At 70.5% G+C, this 16,899-nt stretch carries 14 protein-coding genes; 8 read left to right on the top strand and 6 right to left on the bottom strand.

Annotated features, from left to right (window positions below; all coding sequences use genetic code 11):
- Positions 1-520: 520 nt before the first annotated feature.
- Entirely contained in the window at positions 521-3,337 is a 2,817-nt protein-coding gene (locus AB0I59_RS36785; RefSeq protein ID WP_435831161.1) for a penicillin acylase family protein, read from the top strand.
- 73 nt (positions 3,338-3,410) lie between these two features.
- On the opposite strand, the gene AB0I59_RS36780 is transcribed toward AB0I59_RS36785, so the two are convergent.
- The gene (locus tag AB0I59_RS36780) at positions 3,411-6,272 is read right to left on the bottom strand and encodes a helicase-associated domain-containing protein (protein ID WP_358140492.1); all 2,862 of its coding nucleotides are present in this window, start codon (positions 6,270-6,272) and stop codon (positions 3,411-3,413) included.
- Between the two features lie 296 nt (positions 6,273-6,568).
- Positions 6,569-7,087 (bottom strand): ATP-binding protein, encoded by a 519-nt coding sequence (locus tag AB0I59_RS36775; protein WP_061256786.1) that lies wholly within the window; start codon positions 7,085-7,087, stop codon positions 6,569-6,571.
- Positions 7,088-7,243: 156 nt separating this feature from the next.
- Here AB0I59_RS36775 and AB0I59_RS36770 point away from each other — a divergent pair, with 156 nt between their 5' ends.
- The 3 genes from AB0I59_RS36770 to AB0I59_RS36760 all read left to right on the top strand — a co-directional run bounded on the left by AB0I59_RS36770 (position 7,244) and on the right by AB0I59_RS36760 (position 8,727).
- The gene (locus tag AB0I59_RS36770; protein ID WP_494410556.1) at positions 7,244-8,110 is read left to right on the top strand and encodes a Sco1979 family transcriptional regulator; all 867 of its coding nucleotides are present in this window, start codon (positions 7,244-7,246) and stop codon (positions 8,108-8,110) included.
- On the top strand, positions 8,111-8,344 hold the full coding sequence (locus tag AB0I59_RS36765) for a DUF397 domain-containing protein (RefSeq protein WP_061256322.1): 234 nt from the start codon (positions 8,111-8,113) through the stop codon (positions 8,342-8,344).
- An 83-nt stretch (positions 8,345-8,427) separates the two neighbouring features.
- Positions 8,428-8,727, top strand: coding sequence for a hypothetical protein (locus AB0I59_RS36760; protein ID WP_358140489.1), 300 nt, complete (start codon positions 8,428-8,430; stop codon positions 8,725-8,727).
- 129 nt (positions 8,728-8,856) lie between these two features.
- Here the strand turns inward: AB0I59_RS36760 and AB0I59_RS36755 are convergent, their stop codons facing one another.
- On the bottom strand, positions 8,857-9,435 hold the full coding sequence (locus AB0I59_RS36755) for a histidine phosphatase family protein (RefSeq protein WP_358140487.1): 579 nt from the start codon (positions 9,433-9,435) through the stop codon (positions 8,857-8,859).
- Between the two features lie 137 nt (positions 9,436-9,572).
- Here AB0I59_RS36755 and AB0I59_RS36750 point away from each other — a divergent pair, with 137 nt between their 5' ends.
- Positions 9,573-10,442: a Gfo/Idh/MocA family protein gene (locus AB0I59_RS36750; RefSeq protein WP_061256326.1), complete on the top strand. Its 870-nt coding sequence runs from the start codon at positions 9,573-9,575 to the stop codon at positions 10,440-10,442.
- Positions 10,443-10,452: 10 nt separating this feature from the next.
- Here the strand turns inward: AB0I59_RS36750 and AB0I59_RS36745 are convergent, their stop codons facing one another.
- The 3 genes from AB0I59_RS36745 to AB0I59_RS36735 all read right to left on the bottom strand — a co-directional run bounded on the left by AB0I59_RS36745 (position 10,453) and on the right by AB0I59_RS36735 (position 13,817).
- Positions 10,453-11,775: an acyltransferase gene (locus tag AB0I59_RS36745; RefSeq protein WP_358140483.1), complete on the bottom strand. Its 1,323-nt coding sequence runs from the start codon at positions 11,773-11,775 to the stop codon at positions 10,453-10,455.
- Positions 11,776-11,928: 153 nt separating this feature from the next.
- Entirely contained in the window at positions 11,929-12,570 is a 642-nt protein-coding gene (locus tag AB0I59_RS36740) for a response regulator (RefSeq protein ID WP_358140504.1), read from the bottom strand.
- Positions 12,567-13,817 (bottom strand): sensor histidine kinase, encoded by a 1,251-nt coding sequence (locus AB0I59_RS36735; protein WP_358140480.1) that lies wholly within the window; start codon positions 13,815-13,817, stop codon positions 12,567-12,569. Before AB0I59_RS36735 ends, AB0I59_RS36740 begins: the two co-directional genes overlap by 4 nt.
- A 227-nt stretch (positions 13,818-14,044) precedes the next feature.
- Here AB0I59_RS36735 and AB0I59_RS36730 point away from each other — a divergent pair, with 227 nt between their 5' ends.
- The 3 genes from AB0I59_RS36730 to AB0I59_RS36720 are packed head-to-tail and all read left to right on the top strand — an operon-like array spanning position 14,045 to position 16,891.
- Positions 14,045-14,998: an ABC transporter substrate-binding protein gene (locus tag AB0I59_RS36730; protein ID WP_358140477.1), complete on the top strand. Its 954-nt coding sequence runs from the start codon at positions 14,045-14,047 to the stop codon at positions 14,996-14,998.
- 28 nt (positions 14,999-15,026) lie between these two features.
- Positions 15,027-16,097, top strand: a complete 1,071-nt coding sequence (locus AB0I59_RS36725) for a FecCD family ABC transporter permease (protein WP_082776946.1) — start codon at positions 15,027-15,029, stop codon at positions 16,095-16,097.
- Positions 16,094-16,891, top strand: coding sequence for an ABC transporter ATP-binding protein (locus AB0I59_RS36720; RefSeq protein WP_358140474.1), 798 nt, complete (start codon positions 16,094-16,096; stop codon positions 16,889-16,891). The genes AB0I59_RS36725 and AB0I59_RS36720 overlap by 4 nt, the downstream gene beginning before the upstream one ends.
- Positions 16,892-16,899 lie beyond the last annotated feature (8 nt).

Here is a 16,899-nt window from a genome sequence, read left to right as displayed (position 1 = left end):
ACACGCAGAGTGTGAAGCGATCACGCCGACCGTGGTGGGACCTTGATCGGCGTGTCACCACGAAACAGGGCAAACCCAGGCTGATGCGGCACTAGCCGTGTGAGCGCGGGTGTCGTCTGGTCCCCGCAGGGCTCGGTGAGGTGGGGTTGGGCGGGGCGGGATGAGGCGAAGTTGGGCGGGGCTGGGCGAGGCTGTTGGCTGCCTGCCCCGCCTCCGTAGCCCCGCCTTCGTAACCCCTCTTCGTGATCCATCCCGGGCTCGCGCGCAGGCTGGCCTCCGAGGCCGTTTCGATGTGATGTCGCCTTCGATGGTGTCTTCGAGGTCTGCCTACAGAAAGCGGCCGTGAGGACGGACCACCCTGGTAGTTCGGACACCTGGACGGTTTGAGAGAAAGCTGGGGATTGATCTTACGCGCTAGGCCTTCATACTGTGATGCGCGTTCTGGAGGAAAGGTCGGTTGATGGTCAGGCTCGCCCCGTATGCTCGCTTCTCTTGGCCGATCCGATGGCTGTTCCGCTTCTTGACCGTTCTGCTGGTCCTCGCGCTCATACTCGCGGGGGTGGTCACGTGGGCCGTCCGGAGGTCCTTCCCGCAGGTGCACGGCGAGATCAAGCTGCCTGGTCTGTCGGCGAACGTCAGCGTCCTCCGCGATCAGTACGGCGTTCCGCAGATCTACGCCGACACCCCCGCCGATCTGTTCAAGGCTCAGGGCTATGTCCACGCCCAGGACCGCTTCTGGGAGATGGACTTCCGTCGTAAGACCACGGCAGGCCGCCTGTCCGAGCTGTTCGGGAGCTCGACCCTTGACATCGACAAGGTCGTACGCACGCTCGGCTGGCGTCGTACCGCCGAGAAGGAGTTCGGGCTGCTCGATCCCGAGGCGCGGAAGGCGCTCGAGGACTACGCCTCCGGCGTGAACGCGTGGCTGGACCAGCACCAGGGCTTCGCCGCACGCAGTCTCGAGTACGGCGTGCTCGCACTGACCAACGGCTCGTACGAACCGGAACCGTGGACGCCCGCAGACTCTCTCTCCTGGCTGAAGGCCCTCGCCTGGGACCTGCGGTCCAACATGAGCGCGGAGATAGAACGCGCCATCGACGCGTCGGTGCTACCGCTGGATCGGGTGAAGGAGCTCTTCCCCGGCTACCCGTTCGACCGCCACCAGCCGATCGTGACCAGGGGATCTGTGCGGGACGGTGAGTTCCGCACCGAGGAGGGGGCCGGCACCACCGCGGACAGTGCTGCGGGTACCGCGGTCGGGACGAGCGCGGTACCGGCCGCCGTGTCCGCAGGTTCGCCCGCCGTCGCCTCCGCTGCCGTCGTTGCCTCCGTCGCGGAGCGCGCCGGTCGGCCCGCCACCGAATCTGCCGCTCAGCCGATCGTCGAGTCCAGGACCCGGCCCCCCGGCGAACTCAGAACCGGACGCGCAATCGAACTCACGGCCGCAACCGCCGGCAAGACCGGCAAGACCGGCAAGACCGGTGGCACGTCCGCTGCCGTGTCCGATGCCGCGCGCACGTATGACTCTTCGGCTCGATCCGGTGGGGCGCCCGGCGATACGCGTGTGGACGCGCCCGCCGCCGAGGCGCTCGCCCGCGTTGCGAAGGTGCTCGACACCGTTCCCACCCTGCTCGGCACGGCCGGCGGCGACCAGGCGGGCATCGGCTCGAACTCGTGGGTGGTGAGCGGGAAGCACACCGAGAGCGGCAAGCCCCTGCTGGCCAACGATCCTCACCTCGGGCCGAGGATGCCCTCGATCTGGTACCAGGCCGGGCTGCACTGCCGCTCGCGCGGGCCGGCCTGCCCCTATGACGTCAGTGGATACACCTTCTCCGGCGTGCCCGGTGTGGTGATCGGGCACAACCACAAGATCGCATGGGGGTTCACCAACCTCGGACCCGATGTCACCGACCTGTACGTGGAGCGGGTGCAGAACGACACCTACGAGGTCAAGGGATCGTGGGTGCCGCTCCAGACACGGGTCGAGCAGATCAAGGTAGCGGGTGGAAAGACGGTCGAACTCCCCGTGCGCTCTACCGCTCACGGGCCGATCATCTCGGAGGTCCTGGGAGACGCCGGCGAGGCGTTGCCGGGCGCGGCGGCCAAGCTCGGCAAGATCGACAAGGGTATGGCCGTGGCGTTGCGCTGGACCGCGCTCGACCCCGGCAGGACGGGTGACGCGATCTTCCTGATGAACCGGGCGGAGAATTGGGAGCAGTTCCGCGAGGCGGCGTCGAAGTTCGAGGCTCCCGCCCAGAACCTGATCTACGCCGACCTGGAGGGCAACATCGGCTACCAGGCGCCGGGCAAGATCCCGATCCGGTCCGACGGCGACGGCCAGTGGCCCGCCGCCGGATGGTCAGGGGAGCAGGAGTGGACCGGATACATCCCGTTCGAGCAGCTTCCCCACGTGTACAACCCGCCCGAGGGGTTCATCGTCACCGCCAACAACGCCGCGGTCCGGCCTGACTACGGCCCGCTCCTCACGTCCGACTGGTCGTACGGGTACCGCTCGCAGCGCATCGTCGACCGGATCACGCAGGCCATCGACGCGGGCAAGATCACAGTCGACACCATGCGGGACATCCAGATGGACTCCCGTAACGGCCTCGCCGAGGCGCTCGTCCCGCACCTGTTGCGAGTGGGTGGAGGCGACACCGCGATGCTCAAGGGGTGGGATTTCGCCCAGACCCGGGACTCGTCCGAGGCCGCCTACTTCAACGCGGTCTGGCGGCACCTGCTCAAGCGGACGTTCGATGACGACATTCCCGAAAGCGGGCGGCCCGGTGGCGGCGACAGATGGTTCGAGGTCGTCAGGACGTTGCTCGGCGACCCGGACTCCCCGTGGTGGGACGACGTCCGTACCGAGGACACGACGGAGAACCGCGACGACATCCTGGCGGCGGCGATCAAGGATGCCGGTGCCGACCTGCGGGAGAAGCTCGGCGACACTCCGGAGGACTGGCGCTGGGGCGACCTGCACACCCTGGAGTTGACCAACGAGACGTTCGGCACCTCGGGCATCGCCCCGATCGAGTGGCTCTTCAACCGAGGCCCGCTCCATCTCGGTGGCAGCAAGGACGCGGTCGACGCCACGGGCTGGGACAGTGACAAGGGGTACGAGGTCGACTGGGTGCCCTCGATGCGGATGGTCATCGACCTCGCGGACTTCGATCGCTCACGCTGGGTCAACCTGACCGGGGCCTCGGGCCACGCCTTTCATGCCAACTACAACGACCAGTCCGAATTGTGGGCCGACGGTGGCACGACCGCCTGGCCCTTCTCCGAGCAGGGCGTACGCCGGGAGGCGGTGGACACTCTCACACTGACCCCGTGAACCGGCGACCCATGGACCGGCGAGCCCGTGAATCGGCGGTCGTTCTGTTCGGGGGCGATCAACGGCTTCTGTGCTAGTGGGCGGTGACGACCGATGTGATCTCGCTCAGCGGGAAGTCGAGGTAGTCCCCTGCCTCCTCGCACCAGGCGTCCAGGATGCCGCCGCCGCGCAGCTCACCGTGGCTGATCGTCGCGGTCACGCCGTCAGACAGTGTGATCAGGGCACGTACGCCGCGGTCGACGACGAACCCGAGCAAGGTCTGCTGCGCGGTCGGCAGCCGGGTCGCCAGGCGTCCGATCACCGCCCAGGTACGGCCCGGCGCCCGGTCGGACCTGTCGCCCGGCTGACGGGGCTGCCGGGGCTGCCGGGGTTGACCGGAAATATCCGGGCGACCGGCGTCGCCCGGTTGCGCGGGCCGACCGGCGACGATCAGCCGCCTTGCGTGCTCGCGGGGGTCCGGAGGCGGATCCGGCAGGGGGCCTGACAGCGGGTCAGAAAGCTGATGCGGGAACTGACCCGTCATCGGGCTGGGCAGCCCCTCCGGCGTGTGAGGCGGTGGGGGAGAAGGCGCGGGCTCGGTCGTCCGTCCGCCGGGCAGCAGAATCAACCGGCCACCGAGAGGTTCCGGGTCCTGCTCTCGTTCCGGGTTCCGCTGCCGCTCCGTATCAGGCTCTCGTTCCGAGGAAAGCTCCCGATCCGCGGCACGCTCGCCCTCTGCGCCATGCTCGCCGTTCGGGTCCTGGTCACGTCCCAGGCCATGACCCCCGGCCGGGTCCTGCTCCCGGTCCCGGCCCTGCGGAGGACCCGCGCCCTGCCCCGGCGCGGCACCGTGATCCCGACTCGCGCCATGCCACATGTCCGGGCTGAGTTCCGCGCCGATCCGTGATGCCGTGACGAGCCGTGATGCCGTGCCGGCCTGGACCGGCCGCCTTCCGTGGAGGTCGCGACGGATGGTGATGCCGCCTGCCCCGTCGGGAACCGGGGCGTACCCGACGTCGCGCAGGGCGGCGAGTGTCCGGTCGGCGGGTGCCTGGCTCGCCAGAACGGTCGGAGCCAGCGAACGGAGTCCGAGCCTGGCGAGTTTCCGATGGGCGGAGATCTCGGTCAGCAACGTGGGATCCGAACCGAGGATGACACAGCCCACCGAGGCCACGGTCACCTCGCCGTGCCTGCGCGCCACGTCACGGACCAGGTACACGAGAGGCTGGGGGAGAGCACCCACCTCGGCGAGCTGGTCGAGCAACGTGTCGGCGGTCTCCCCGCCGTCCAGTGCACGCCGTACGCTGGCCGGGCCGAACCGCCAGACCGACGCCGCGCCCCGGGACTCGCGGTCGGCGGCGCGGTCGAGCAGGGATGCCAGCTCGGCTGAGGGCGGACCGGTGACCACGGCGGTCAGGTCTGCCCCGAAGAGCGCCGTACGCTGGGCGCTCGCCAGTGCCTTGGCCGAGCGCTCCGCCAGCGCGGGATCGTGCTCGACCTCGGGCGCGGTGCCGTCGTTCTCGGCGCCCGCCACTGAGCCGAGCGCGGCCAGCGCCCGCCCCAGAGAGGTCGGGGCGCCGTTTGAGAACAGCCCGAGCAACCGCGCCTCCTCCAGGACGGCCGGGGCACATTCGGCGAGCAGTTCCCTGTCGAGCAGCGGCGCCTGCCAGTGGACGGACTGCACGAGCTCGGGGAAAGTGGCGAATCCCCGGCCTTCCGGGATCTCCGAGAGAGCGCCGATTACGGCCCGGCGGGTCCGGGCGATGGTCTCTCCCTCAGGGTCGTCGCCAAGCACGGTCGCGTACCGGTCCTGGACGCGGCGAAGCGACGACCGCTCCATCCGCCACCACGCGGCCAGCAGGACGCGCAGCCGGGCCGGGCCCTCCGACAGCCGCCAGGTGTCGAACCGGTCCGTGGGGACGAGCCCGCCCGTGTCCTCGTCCAACATGATCAGCCGGGAGACCGCGGACGTCTCGATCAGGAGGCGGACCTCCTCCTCGGTGCAGCCGGTCTCCTTGGCGACGCGCTTCACCTCGCGCACGCCGACGCCGCCGCCTTTCAGCAGAGGGAGCGGCGACTTGTCGATGTTCTCCAGCAGTGCGGTGGCGCGGTCGAGCAGATGGGGCGCGGCCAGGCACATCTCGTGTTCGACGGCGGCCACGTCGACCGGCACGGTGGCGAGATCGGGCGGGTAGGGCGTGAACGGCGCGTGATAGTCGGGGCCGCGCAGAGCCAGCGCGACCTCGCGGGGCATCCCCGCCACGCCCCACTGGGTACGGAAGAGCAGACCGCGGTCGAGGGCCCATTTCTCGGGCGTACCCGGTGTGATGAACAGGTCCCCGTTCACGCTGCGGATCGGCCCGTCCCAGGCGAAGTCGTCGAGCATGCCGATCGTGCCCTCCGGCGCGTCGGCGACCAGGGAGGAGAGCAGTTCGCTGTCACCGAGAGTCGCCGACACCCGGGCCATCAACTGGCGTTTCGTGCCCTGGGCGGAGATGCCCAGATTGCGGCACATCCGTCGCAGGCCCTCGGTGTTGAGCGTCCACGATTCGAGGTACGCCGACAACGGCTCGCCGAGGCCGCACGGAGCCGTCCACCATCGCGCGAGCGCCCCTGCCAGGGCGATCCTGCCATCCGGTGCGGGCCAGGCGAGCGCGTGGTCGTACAGCCGGTCCAGCCAGGGGATCGTCTCGGAGACGCTGACGCCGAGAAACCGGGCGAGTTCGTCCTCGCCGGGACGGCCGCCGAGCGCGAGGCACGCCTGCACGATCTCCAGAGCCGGGAGGGGCAGCGTGCGCATGACCTCCATCACGGCGAAGTCGCCGGAAAGCCGCTCGGCGAGCGCATCGAGCCTGCGTGGCCACGGCGGCGCGAGGGCGTCGGGGCGGTTGCCCAGTACGCGCGTGAGTCTTTCCTCGTCGAGAGTGGCCAGCCAGCCGGTCAGGTGATCGTCCATCACAGATCTCTTGGGAGTCTCGGGAGGCCACCGTAATCCAGATCACGTGCCCAAGGGGGCCGCGCGGCAGAAATATGAGCCTGCGTTCATTCGCACCGGGGACGGTGCGGCGCCCTTGGGTGGTCGCGAGACATGATCGCCGGCCCTACCGGGAGCGCCACTTCGTCAGCCCGGACAGATCAGCTGGACGGATCAGCTGGACGGATCAGCCCGGGCCCCGATGCCTCGGCCGGCATACATCAACGCGGCAGAACCCATGAGAGCCAGGCAGGCTGCCTGGAGCCTGCCCGCCGGGATCAGGCGGACAGGACCGCCCAGACGGCTTTGCCCTGGGGGGCGAGAGGTGACCAGCCCCAGCACACGCTCATGGACTCGACGATGTGCAGTCCCAGCCCGCCGGGCTCGAACGGCGACGGGTCGCGGAGCACGGGAACGGCGGAGCCGGGGTCGGTGATCGCGCAGGTGACCAGTGGCCCTCGGCGGATCAGCGACAGCCGTACGACCTCGCGTTCGCGGCGGCTCGGCATGGTGCTGAGCATGAGGCCGTGTCTCAGGGCGTTGGTGGCGAGCTCGGAGACGATGAGCTCCATGCCTTCGGCCAGGTCGCCCATGCCCCAGCCGGCCAGCGTGCCCGTGGCGAAGCTGCGGGCCGAATGGACCGATTCCGCTCGGGGAAGCAGAACGAAGGTGGCGCTTGCGGCGGTGGATCCAGGGGCGAGGAGATCGCGGGCGGGCTCCGGCCACCAGCCGAGAGGAGGCCACCAATCGAGCGCCGACCACTGGGTTTGGCCACGAGTCAGGTTCGCGGACTGCACGAGATCATGATGGTGCAAGCTCCCGTGCATGTGCAAGAGCGGATGCACGTGCATTTGAAGGATGCACGCGCTACGGTTACCCCCAATACACCTCTGGGACGAAGGGGGCGATCTTTGACAGACTGTGAACCAGTCCACATACCGGAGGAATAGCACGTGTCGATAGATCCGCCTGGATCCGGCTCCACCGTTCGGCGAATCATGCTGGGTGCGAGCCTTCGCAAGCTGCGCGAGGACCGGGGACTTACCCGGGAGGTGGCGGGATTCCATATCCGCGCCTCGGAGTCCAAGATCAGCCGGATGGAACTCGGCCGGGTCGGATTCAAGACACGTGATGTCGAAGACCTGCTCACGCTGTACGGCGTGCACGACGACGCCGAACGGCGCGGCCTGCTGGAAATGGTCCGGGAGGCCAACACGCCCGGTTGGTGGCACAAGTACGGCGACGTGCTGCCGGGCTGGTTCGTCACCTACATCGGGCTTGAGGAGGCGGCGAGCGTGATCCGCACCTACGAGGTGCAGTTCGTGCCCGGCCTGCTCCAGACGGCGGCGTACGCCCGCGCGGTGATCCGGCTCGGTTATCCGGACGATCCGGACGAGGCGATCGAGCACCGTGTGCATCTGCGCATGCAGCGCCAGGAGCGCCTGCGGCAGAAGGACGGGCCGAGGCTCTGGGCGGTCATCGACGAAGCCGCGCTCAAGCGTCCCATCGGTGGTGACGGGATCATGCGGGAGCAGCTCCAGCACCTGCTGGAGGTGGCCATGCTGCCCAACATCACCGTGCAGGTGATGCCGTTCCGCTTCGGCATGCACGCGGCCGAGGGAGGGGCGTTCACGATCCTGCGTTTCCCGGAGTCCGATCTTTCGGACGTGGTCTACGTCGAGCAGTTGTGGGGTGCCCTGTACCTGGACAAGCGTGAGGACATCGACCCGTACCTCACGGCCATGGAGCAGTTGTGCGTGGAGAGCACCACGCCAGGGGGTACCGCCGAGATCATCGGCGATCTTCTCAGAGAGATGTAAATGCAGACATATAACGGAATGCCCGCAAATGACCTGACCGGAGTCACCTGGCGGAAGAGCGTCCGGAGCAACTCGACCGGCAACTGCGTGGAGCTCGCCGAGCTTCCCGACGGCGGCGTGGCCGTGCGGAACTCGCGATTCCCCGAGGGGCCGGCGCTGATCTACACGCGGGACGAGATCCGGGCGCTGGTGCTCGGCGTCAAAGACGGGGAATTCGACGGCCTTCTGGTGTAACGCCGTTTTTACACGACACGCGCAGCCTTAACCGGCTCGTGCGGAGCCGCGTAACACGCGTCCGGCAGATTGGGTCCCACACGATGGTGACGATCAGGGGGCTCGGCATGCTGGACCAGATGACTCTCTATCCCGTGGCCGACGACGTGCTCTTCGCACCAGGAGGACGTGTGGTGATCCGCACGTACGGCGTCGCGTCGGTGGCGGAGTCCGCCGACGGCCGGCCCAGGTCCGTCGCCTACCGGACGTGGGTCACCGGGGTCATGGATCAGCCCAGGTACTGGCACTGGGGCCACTTCGAGGACGCGCGAAGGGGACACCGCAAGGTCCTCGAGTGGCTGACCGGCCGTGGGCCCCAGCCGCAGCCGGTCGCCGCCGGCTGAGCACGTAGACATACGCACACGTACGTACCGACGCATCAACGGCGATGCGTCGAAAGCGTGCTCCGCATCGCTCTTCGCACCGGCGGGAATCGTCGTGCCGGCCCGGAAACCGAGCCCGGAAACCGAGCCTTAGACCGGAGCGTTCCACCGCAGGATGACGGGCTCGCCATGCTCGAATCCCAGCGTGGAGTACGTCCCGGTGTCCAAGCGGAAGAACCGCCCGTTGTCGGCGGGCAGGCCCAGCCACCGGGCGGCGAGCACGCGCAGGAAGTGGCCGTGCGACACCAGCACCACGTCGCCGTCGATCGGCCGGATCCGCGCGATGACCTTGTCCGCCCGGTCGCCCACATGCTCGATGCTCTCTCCGGGGTGTGCGGCGTCGCCGGGGATGACCCCGTCGCGCCAGGCGTACCACCCGGGACGGGTCTTCCTGATCTCCTCGGTGGTGATCCCCTCGTAACCGCCGTAGTCCCACTCCCACAGATTGGGGTCGGTCTCGGTGGCGGAGAGCCCGGCGAGCCGCGCGGTCACCCGGGCCCGCTGCGCGGGGCCGGACAGGGCGAGGGAGAACGTCCGCCCCCGCACCACGCGGGCGAGCGCCCGTGCCTGCTCCTCTCCGCGTTTCGTGAGCGGCAGATCCGTCAGGCCCGTGTGCCGTCCGTCCCTGCTCCACTCCGTCTCGCCGTGCCGCAGCAGAATGACTTCCATACCAGGCATCATGCCGGTCCGCCGCCGCCCGTCCGCCACCCAGACGCCTGGCCAACCCGGTGATCGCGGACTACTCTCGTCGCGACGCCGCCGAAAACCCGCCGGAGTTCCCCAGGCGCTGACGAAAGGGATCGCCGATGGACGCTGTACCGGTGGGACTGGTCGGAGCGGGCCCCTGGGCCGACATGGTGCACGCCCCCGCTCTCGCCGCCGGACCGCACACACGGCTCGCCGGCGTCTGGGCGCGGCGGCCCGAGGCGGCGGCCGAACTGGCGGCCAAGCACGGCGTCCCCGCCTTCGAACGGCTGGAGGACCTGTTCGACGTCTGCTCGGCCGTGGCCTTCTCGGTGCCGCCCGCCGTACAGGCAGAGCTGGGGATTCTCGCGGCCAAGGCGGGCAAGGCGCTGCTGCTGGAGAAGCCGCTCGCGGCCGACCTCGACGGGGCGAAGCGGCTGGCCGACGCGATCGGCGAGGCCGGAGTCGCCTCCCAGATGGTCTTCACCTTCCGCTATTCGCCCGTGACCAGGGCCTTCCTGGAGAGGGCCCGCGCGATCGAGCCGTTCGGTGGCTACGCCGCCAACATCTCGGGCGCGCTGCACGGCGGGCCCTTCGCGACGCCGTGGCGGCTGGAGCGGGGCGCGCTCCTCGACGTCGGGCCGCACATGATCGACCTGCTGGACGCCGCTCTCGGCCCGGTCACCGCCGTCCGGGCGCACGGTGATCCGCTGGCCTGGGTCGGGCTGCTGCTGGAGCACGAGAGCGGCGCGGTGAGCGAGGCGTCGCTGTCCATGGCCGCGACGGGCGAGGTCCCGCCGTCCCGTGTGGATGTGTACGGCCGGAAGGGGAACGCCTCGCTGCCCGCCACGGAGCTCGGCGACGGGCTCTTCACCACGATGGCCGCCGAGTTCGCGGAGACCGTACGCCGGGGAGGCGGGCATCCGCTGGACGCCCGCCACGGTCTCCGCCTCCAGGAGATCATCCACGAGGCGGAGCGGCAGCTCGGATAGTTCCGGCCTCTCACGCCTGGCCGGCTCGCGCGGGTCCGGTCACGCCCCGCCCGTGCGGGTCCGGCCCGCCGGACCGGCGCGCTCCCGTACGGCTGAGCAGGAGAAGGCCGGCGATGAGCACGCAGGTGGCCAGCGGCGGGACGACCCCGACGGCGAACCCGGTGATCATCAGTGCGGTCAGCGCCGCACCGACCATCAGGGTGCCGACGACCACCATGCGCGCCGAGGCCGTACCGGGGGGTTCCTCCATCCGGCCGAACAGCCCGACCAACGCCAGCAGCACGACCGTGAGAGCGGCCAGCCAGAGCGGCATCCGCGTCCACCACGAGAGCGAGCCCACCTCGGGCGACTCCACCCCGAACCCGAGCAGCGCGATGCCCGCCACGGTGATCAGGGCGGTCATGTGCCACAGGTAGAGGGTCATCATCCGGGGAGCCAGGACGGTGAGCAGCGTGTCGGTCCACGGCCTCCGGCCGAACCGGTCGAGCGCCGGCCGCAGCAACATCGCCAGGCCGAGCTGGCCGGCGAACAGCGCGAGCATGCAGGCACTCGGCGGAGCCATGTTCGACACCGCGCCGGGCATGCCGATCATGCTGGCCGGGTACGGCCCGACGGCCACCAGGCCGGTCACCATGCCGAATCCGGCGACGGCCAGCGCCAGGGCCCGGCGTCCGGCCAGCCACTCCAGGCGGCCTTCGGCGTACAGGAACCCGACCTGGTGGACGGCGAGCCAGACGAAGAGCACGTTCAGATATCCGGCTTGCTCCAGCCCGGAGAACCTCACCACGTCCACCACCACCGCGCCGGCCGCCAGGGCCGGCAGCACCCGCCCGGTCGGGAGCCGGGTCAGGTACGGCGTGGCCACGACGGCCAGCAGATAGACCGCGAGGAACCACAGGAGCTGGCCCACGGTGCGCGCCGCCACCGCGACCGGCTGGGCGGGCGCGCCGAGGGCCGTGAGGACATACGGAAGCGGCAGCCAGACGAACGCCAGCGGAAGCACCGGCCAGGCGAGCCGCCGCAGCCGCCTGGCCAGCCAGAGCCCCGGCGCCTGCCCCTTACGCGCCGCGGACCGCCAGCTGATCGCGTTGGCCGCGCCGCCGGCGAAGAACACCAGCGGCATGACCTGGCTGATCCAGGTGATCAGCGGCACTCCGGCCAGGGCGTTCCCGGTCGTCAGCCGGCCGTCCGCGTAGACCAGCACCGGCATGGTCCAGTGCTGGACGACGACCAGGACCATACCGAACACGCGCAGGATGTCGACGAACCTGTCCCGGGGGGCAGGCGTCGCCGGAACGCCGACACGGGATGGGGGAAGCATGGTCAGTGACATGGGGGTTTCGCCTCCGCTGGGGATCAACCCCTTCAGAATGCCGAGAAACCCCAGTTCAGCGCAGCGGTGCAGGCCCCCGTACTGATCGTTCGGCCTGGCCTACCCCCGATGGTGTAGCCAGCTACACCCCCCGGCCCCGACGACCACGTCACATCACTGCGACAGGTAGCTCAGCACGGCCAGGACCCGGCGGTGCCCGCCGTCACTCGGCGGCAGCCCGAGCTTGACGAAGATGTTGCCGACGTGTTTGTGCACCGAGCGTTCGGTGACGGTCAGCTCCTCCGCGATGTCGCCGTTGGACCGCCCCTCGGCCATCAGCGCGAGCACCTCGCGCTCGCGCGGGCTCAGCGAGTCGACGGGATGCCGGCCGTGCCGGACCAGCAACTGCGAGATGACCTCCGGGTCCATCGCGGTGCCGCCTCCGGCCACGCGGAGCAGCGCGTCGACGAACTCCGAGACCCTGCTGACCCGGTCCTTCAGCAGGTAGCCGATGCCGCCTCCGCCGCCCGCGAGCAACTCCGTGGCGTACGTCTGCTCGACGTACTGCGACAGCACGAGGATCGGCTGGCCGGGATGCCTGCGCCGTACCTCGACGGCCGCGCGCACGCCTTCGTCGCTGAACGTGGGCGGCAGCCGTACGTCGACGACGGCGATGTCGGGGCGGTGCTGGTCGACGGCCTTCAGGAACGCCTCGCCGGTGTCGACTGTCGCGATCACCTCGTGGCCCTCGGTGCGGAGCAGCAGCGCCAGCCCCTCGGCCAGCAGCACGTTGTCCTCGACGATCAGCACTCTCACCGGCACGGCAGCTCCACGGTCAGGGTCGTCGGGCCGCCCGGAGGGCTGGCCAGGTCGGTGCGTCCGTCGAAGGCCGCCGCCCTGCGCCTGATCCCCGCGAGACCCGTGCCCCCGGCCTCGTCCGCCGCGCCACGGCCGTCGTCGGTGATCAGGACGGTCAGCCACCCGCCCTCGTCGTTCTGGCGTACGGACAGGCGTACGGACGCGGAGGACGCGCCGCTGTGCTTGGCCACGTTGGTCAGCGCCTCGGCGACGACGAAGTAGGCGGCCGCCTCCACCGCGGCGGGCAGCCGGCCGACCCCGTCCGTCGCCGTCGTCACCGGTACGGGGCAGCGCGCGGCGAGGGCGGCCACCGCGCCGGGCAGTCCCCGGTCGGCGAGGATGGGGGGATACATGCCGCGGATGATGCCGCGCAGCTCGGTCATCGTCTCCTCGGTGCTCTGCCGGGCCTCCGACACCAGCTCCGCCGCCTGGTCCGGGTCGGTCGCCATCATCCGTTCGGCGATGCCGAGGCGCATCGCGATCGACACCAGCCGGGCCTGCGCCCCGTCGTGCAAATCCCGTTCGATGCGCCGCAGCTCGGCGCCGTGCGCGTCCAGGGCCGCCGCCCGCGTCTCGGTCAGCTCCGCGACCCGTTCCGCCAGCCGTACGCGCTCGGGGGTGGCGAGGACCAGCCGGGCCAGATGGGCGTCGGCGAGGGCCAGCCAGGGGATCCCCAACAGCGCGACGGCGGCGACGGCCGCGAAGTGCACGGGGACGACGGTGACCACGCGGAACCAGCTGTCGATGCTGACGCCGGCCAGGTTGACGACGTGCTCGGGCAGCGGCGCCCACCACCAGATCGGCAGCGACAGGTCGAACCCGAGACCGGCCCACAGGGCGAGCGCCAGAGCGGGCAGCGCGACGCCGGTGAGGATGTGGAGGGCCAGCCACCCGGCGTCCCGCCAGGTCACCGGGTCGTTCAGGGTCAGCCGGGCCCGGTTCAGCACGCCGGATCGCGGGCCGTATCGGGCGGTGACCGGCCGGTCGAGCACCTTCGACGCGAGCCGCCTGGCCAGCTCGGCGACGCCGCGGTTCACCCTGGCGGCGTACGGGAGCAGGAGCAACCCGACGAACGTCACGCTGAGCAGCAGCGCCAGGACGAACTGCAGGAGCGCCAGCACGCAGAGAGGGACGAGCAGCAGGCTGAGGACCAGGTGACCGGTCGCCCGCGCGGCCCTTACGACGCGCCGCCCGATGCCTCCCACGGGGGCAAGACTATGGGGTCAGTGACCCGGTTGATACCGTTCATCCCGACGCACGGCGTAGCGAAGTCCGGTGAGATTCCGGCGCTGTCCCGCAACTGTGAACCCCCTCCCCCGGGGATGAGCCAGGTCGCCTGCACCGTGCCGACGCCATCGACCCTCGTGGAAAAGGGTGATCCGTCAATCGACACGGGTCTCTCCGATTCCCGGCGATCCCCCTGGAGGACTTCGTGTCGCCCCTACGCACGGTTGTCGCGGGCGCGTTGCTGGGTGTCGTCGCCCTGGCCGGATGCGGCCAGACCGACGAGACGTCCGGCGCCGCCCCCGCGGCCACTCCCACCGGCGCCACGAGCGCCGCGGCTTCCGCCTTCCCCGTCACGGTCCAGGCGGGCAACGGCGCGGTGACCATCGCCACGCGCCCGGAGCGCATCGTGTCGCTCTCCCCGACGGCCACCGAGACCCTGTACGCCCTGGGAGCGGGCAGCCAGGTCACGGCCGTCGACGACCAGTCCAACTATCCGGCGGACGCGCCGAAGACCGCGTTGTCCGGGTTCAAGCCCAACGTCGAGGCGATCGCCGCGGCCAAGCCCGACCTGGTCGTGCTCTCCAACGACATCGACGGCGTCGTGGCGGGGCTGGCGAAGGTGGGCGTGCCCGTCCTCGTGGAGCCCGCCGCCAACACGCTCGACGAGGCGTACGACGAGATCACCGACCTGGGCGCGGCCACCGGCAACGCCGAGAAGGCGACGGAGATCGTGACGGGCATGAAGCGGGAGCTCGACCAGCTCGCCGCCGCCGCGCCCAAGGACAAGAAGCTGACCTATTATCACGAGCTGGACACCACGCCCTACGCGGCGACCTCCAGCACCTTCCTCGGCCAGATCTACGGCCTGTTCGGGCTCGTCAACGTGGCCGACGAGGCGCCCGACGCGGCCGGCGGCTATCCCAAGCTCTCGGCGGAGTTCGTCGCCAAGGCGGACCCGGCGCTGATCTTCCTCGGGGACACCAAGTGTTGCGGCCAGAACAAGGACGCGCTGGCCAAGCGTCCCGGCTGGTCGGAGCTGTCGGCGATCAAGAACGACGCCGTGATCGAGCTCGACGACGACATCGCCTCCCGCTGGGGTCCGCGTGTCGTCGATCTCGCCAGGACGGTCGGCGAGGCCGTCCAGAAGGCCGCGAGCTGAGCCGGACGAGCCAGGTGACGAGCACGCCATGACCGCCGATCAGCCGGCTGTCCAGCCACGCGCCGCTCTGCCGCGCACCGGACGGGTGCGGGCGGTGACGCTGCTGATCGCGGTGGCCCTCCTGCTCGTGAGCATGCTCCTCGGGCTGCTGGCCGGCGCGGCCGGGATCTCCCCGAAGGGGATCCTGCTCGCGCTGCTGGACCGGATGCCGTTCGTCGACGTGGATTCGGGACTCGCGCCGGTCGAACAGGGACTGCTGTTCCAGCTCCGGCTGCCGAGGGTGCTGCTCGCGGCGATCGTCGGAGGGCTGCTCGCGGTCGCGGGCGCCGGTTACCAGGGGGTCTTCCGCAACCCCCTGGCCGATCCCTACCTGCTCGGCGCCGCCGCCGGAGCCGGGCTCACCGTGACCCTGGTGATCGTGTTCTCCGGCGGCGACACCGGGGCGGTCACCGTGCCCGTCGCCGCCTTCGCGGGCGCGGTCGGCGGCGTGTTCCTCGCGTACGCCGTGGGCAACACCGCCGGACGCGGCGGCGGAACGGCGACGCTGGTGCTCGCGGGCGTGGCGGTCACGTCGTTCCTGACCGCGATCCAGACCTTCGTGCAGCAGCTCAGGGTCGAGGAGCTGCAGCGGATCTACTCCTGGATCCTGGGCGACGTCGGCGGCGGCTGGGAGCAGGTGTGGCTGATCGCCCCGTACGCCACGGTGTCGACGATCGCGCTGCTGCTGCACGGGCGGCTCCTCGACGTGCTGTCGGTCGGCGACGACGAGGCCACCGGGCTGGGGCTGCGCGCCGGCCGGGTCCGGCTCGTCGTGCTGCTCGCCGCGTCCCTGGCCACCGCGTCCGCGGTCGCGGTCAGTGGCCTGATCGCCTTCGTCGGGATCGTGGTCCCGCATGTGGTGCGCAGACTCGCGGGCTGGTCCTACCGGGTCGTGCTGCCCCTCTCCTTCCTCGGAGGCGCGGCCTTCCTGGTGCTCGCCGACCTCGTCGCGCGTACGGCGCTCGCCCCGGCGGAACTGCCCATCGGCGTCGTCACCGCCTTCGTGGGCGCGCCGTTCTTCGTCGCGGTCCTGCGCCTGACCCGGCGGGTGGGCACGTGAGCGGCCCGCGGACGTACCCGCTGGAGGTCAGGGACCTCGGCGTGACGCTCGACGGGCGCGAGGTCCTCGCCGGCGCCGGCGTCTCGGCGGGCGGCGGGACATGGCTGGCCGTCGTCGGTCCCAACGGCGCCGGAAAGTCCACGCTGCTCAAGGCCATGATGGGACTCCTTCCGCACACCGGTGAGGTCGTGGTCGACGGCGTCCGGGTGCGGGACCTCAAGCCCCGGGAGCGGGCCAGGCTCATCGCGTACGCGCCGCAGAGCCCGTCGCTGCCGCCCGACATGACCGTGTTCGACTACACCCTGCTCGGCCGGACCCCGTACATCGCCTACCTGGGACGGGAGAGCGCCCGGGACCGCGAGATCGCCGGGGCGGTGCTGGAGCGCCTCGACCTGTCGGGGTTCGCGACCCGGCCGCTCGCCCACCTGTCCGGCGGCGAACGGCAGCGCGTCGTCCTCGCCCGGGCGCTGACCCAGCAGGCGCCCGTGCTGCTGCTGGACGAGCCGACCACCGCCCTCGACCTGGGACACCAGCAGCAGGTCCTCGAACTGGTGGACCGGCTGCGTGCGGGTGACGGGCTCACCGTCGTGACGACGCTGCACGATCTGAGCCTGGCCGGGCAGTACGCCGACACGCTGCTGCTGCTCGCGGGCGGCAGGGTGATCGCCTCAGGGCCGCCCCGGCAGGTGCTGACCGAGCCGCTGCTGGCCAGGCATTTCGGCGCCCGGGTACGGGTGGAGCCGGGAACGGACGGCCGTCCCCTCGTGCACCTGGTCCGTCCCGGTGATCGGTAGGTTCCCGG

Origin of the sequence: Microtetraspora glauca, assembly GCF_040656155.1 — a bacterium.
Taxonomy (GTDB): Bacteria; Actinomycetota; Actinomycetes; order Streptosporangiales; family Streptosporangiaceae; genus Microtetraspora; species Microtetraspora glauca.
The sequence above is the reverse complement of the archived record's forward strand: the minus strand, read 5'-3'. Positions and strand labels throughout refer to the sequence as shown.

Bases quoted from the DNA above. Each gene is read 5' to 3' on its own strand.
- AB0I59_RS36760 (WP_358140489.1), top strand. From the start codon at position 8,428: ATGGTGACGATCAGGGGGCTCGGCATGCTGGACCAGATGACTCTCTAT.
- AB0I59_RS36725 (WP_082776946.1), top strand. From the start codon at position 15,027: ATGACCGCCGATCAGCCGGCTGTCCAGCCACGCGCCGCTCTGCCGCGC.
- AB0I59_RS36765 (WP_061256322.1), top strand. From the start codon at position 8,111: ATGCAGACATATAACGGAATGCCCGCAAATGACCTGACCGGAGTCACC.
- AB0I59_RS36755 (WP_358140487.1), bottom strand. From the start codon at position 9,435: ATGGAAGTCATTCTGCTGCGGCACGGCGAGACGGAGTGGAGCAGGGAC.
- AB0I59_RS36780 (WP_358140492.1), bottom strand. From the start codon at position 6,272: ATGGACGATCACCTGACCGGCTGGCTGGCCACTCTCGACGAGGAAAGA.
- AB0I59_RS36745 (WP_358140483.1), bottom strand. From the start codon at position 11,775: ATGTCACTGACCATGCTTCCCCCATCCCGTGTCGGCGTTCCGGCGACG.
- AB0I59_RS36750 (WP_061256326.1), top strand. From the start codon at position 9,573: ATGGACGCTGTACCGGTGGGACTGGTCGGAGCGGGCCCCTGGGCCGAC.